Annotated in this window: 3 protein-coding genes; 1 reads left to right on the top strand and 2 read right to left on the bottom strand. The window is 61.4% G+C overall.

Going from position 1 to position 2848, the window contains the following annotated elements:
* Positions 1 to 986: AurF N-oxygenase family protein (locus tag ACSW29_RS31195; protein ID WP_448279026.1), on the bottom strand; the 986-nt coding region annotated here is incomplete at its 3' end.
* Positions 987 to 1276: 290 nt separating this feature from the next.
* Between ACSW29_RS31195 and ACSW29_RS31200 the strand changes: the two genes are divergently transcribed.
* Complete coding sequence (locus tag ACSW29_RS31200; protein WP_448279028.1) at positions 1277 to 2107, top strand: SDR family oxidoreductase; 831 nt, start codon at positions 1277 to 1279, stop codon at positions 2105 to 2107.
* 81 nt (positions 2108 to 2188) lie between these two features.
* Here ACSW29_RS31200 and ACSW29_RS31205 read toward each other — a convergent pair.
* Positions 2189 to 2848 (bottom strand): DUF222 domain-containing protein (locus tag ACSW29_RS31205; protein WP_448279027.1); only part of this gene is annotated, 660 nt, incomplete at its 5' end.

Raw genomic sequence — 2848 nt, forward strand, 5'->3', positions numbered from 1 at the left:
CTGCGGTGGGGTTCGCTACGGAAGCGTGATGCGCGGCCATCCATCTTGCAGGCCTTCCACACCAATCGCGAGGCACGGTTCATCAGGCCGGTGTCGGTGGCCAGCATGCGGACGTCGCCGAAGTAGTTGCGCAGGGTCTGACGCGATTCGGGCAGATCCCAGAACAGGTCCTTCTTCACGGACTTCGGGATGTCGAACTGCTTCCAGAAGGACTTCGGCGGGATGACGATGGCGTCGCAGAGAATGCGCATGACGATCGGGAACAGCAGCGAGAGGACAAACCGGTTCGGGCGTGACATCAGCGGGATGCGACGACTCAGAAGCTTGTGCGCGAACGAGATGTGACGTGCTTCCTCGGCTACGTGGATAGCCATGACCGACTGCATGATCGGGTGGATCTGGCCGCCGGCGCGCAGGATGCTCTTCTGAATGTGGTCGATCGGCTCTTCACCGGCGAGGACACCGACGAAGAACAGTTCGGGGAACGGACCCGCAGCAAGGGGGATGAAGGGTGCAAGCATCTTCATCGGACGGCTCATGCCGGGAGCGTCGGCACCGATGCGGTTGACCATCTCCTGGAACATCATCGTGTGGTTGCACTCTTCGACGGACTCGTGCGTGCAGTAGCGCGCCTCGGCCGAATCGTTGGGCAGCGTGAAGACGTACTGCATCATGCCGCGGATCAGGATGTTCTCGAACTGGAGACCGACCTTCGCGACGTTGGCCTGGCGCCACATACCGATTTCGATCTGCTTGGCCTCGGACTGCGCCTGGTACCAGGGGTGTGCACCCAGCGGGTCTGTCTCGGCCGGCAGGATCCAGCGGCGATCGTTGGGGACGACGGCGAACTCGGGGGAATCCCAGTCGATGTCGAGGTACGGGTCGAAGTGCTTGTGCACCGAGCCCTCGGACAGGAGTCGAAGCGTCTCGTTGTACGAGTCGTCGGATGCTTCTGCGCGCTTGTCGAGCGGCGATGTGAGCGTCATGGCGTCTCCTCTTCGTTTCGGTCACCGCTGGTGTTTCTCGCGGTATTCGGTGGAATCGAGGGCCGGTTGTGTGATCGCTGGCACTCGGTCTGGGTTTAATGTAACCCGAGGTATCAGGAAAAGCTAGTGGCAGATACTCCTGAATCTCGACGAATTCTTGACACGGCCGAAACGGCGCCATAACTTACTTTTGAGTAATTTCCGCGGGTGCGTCCGAAGTGGGCTGTTCAGGGACGGGTTCGCACCGAATCGCACGCGAAGATTGAACCGAGGCCGACGTGATCAGATCGATTCTCAGCAATCTTGCATTGAGTCCGCCGACGCGTCTGCGCTCACTTGTTCCGTCGCGTGGCGTCACGCTCTCCGACAAGACGATCGTTCTGACAGGAGCTTCCTCGGGGATCGGTGAGGCGACTGCTCATCTCTTGGCCCGCCGAGGGGCCGAGATGATCCTGGTTGCGCGCGGTGAGGAAAACCTCGAACACGTGCGGGACGAGATTCACCGCAGAGGGGGATGGGCACACATCGTGCCTGCGGACCTCTCCCGCGGGGAAGCCGTCGACGAACTCGCGGAGACGATTGCGGATCGATTCGGGTCGATCGACATCCTCGTCAACAATGCGGGTCGCTCGATCCGGCGTAGTGCGTTGGATTCGGTGGACCGATTCCACGACTACGAGCGCACCATGGCACTGAACTACTTCGGACCTACACGACTGACGTTGCGTCTGCTGCCCGCAATGCTCGAGGCGAAGTCCGGACACATCATCAACGTCGGAACCTGGGGAGTTACTGCCGGGGTGATGCCCAGGTTCAGCGCCTATCACGCGTCGAAGTCTGCTCTCAGTGCCTTCGGTCGAAGCCTCGGAGCGGAGTGTCACGGCACCGGTGTCGATGTCACGACGGTGCAATTCCCGCTCATACGAACACCGATGATCGCGCCGACGGCTGACTACGTGAGCCAGCCGGCGCTGACAGCCGATCAAGCTGCGTCGTGGATCTTGCGGGCGATCAACACTCGCCCCGCCGAGATATATCCGCGGTACGCGGGACTTCTCCGGGCAATCGACGTTGTTTCCCCTTCTGTCACCGACGCTCTCGTGCGAAGGGCCGGGATCTGAGGGGCTGGGATTTGACCAAAAACGCGCGTCAGCGCCGGGGCATGGCGATGCCCCGGTGTGTACGTATTCAGTTGTCGCGGTTCAGGCTGCTGTGGGTGGGCTGTTCCCGCCGATCGGGTGCTGATTCGGGTCAACGGACATCGGCGGATAGAACAGCGACTTCCGATCCGGTCCGATCTCCACTCTCCACTCGGTGTGGTGCAGCGTCCGATGATGATGACCGCACAACAAGATCAGATTGTCGAGATCCGTTGGGCCACCATCATTCCAATGAACGATATGGTGAGCATCGCACCACCCCGACGGCGTCCCGCACCCCGGGAACGCACACCCACCATCACGCACCGCCAACGCCCGCCGCTGCGGAACCGTCGCCGTTCGCACTTCCTTACCGCAGTCGAGCGGAACACCATTCTCGTCCAACAAGATCCGGGTCACGGTGCAGTCGCAGGCCAGCATCCGGGCGGTGTCGAGACTGATCGGACCTATCCAATCCGTCCAAGCGAACCCCAACTCCTCGGTGGACGGCAACAGATCTTTCAATGCTTTGAGGTCGGTCATGTCTTTGGTGCTGGCGGTGACCGTGATGTGCGGTTTCACCCCACCCTCGATCGGACCCAACCCTGCCCGCTCGTACCGGCGCAGTAGTTCACAAAACCCGTCGGCCCGCCGTAATGCCGGAGTGCGGGTGTCTTTGACGCCGTCCTTCTCCGGCGTCGGAGCGGACAGGCTCGAGAGTAG

It is taken from the genome of Rhodococcus sp. GB-02 (genome assembly GCF_053470465.1).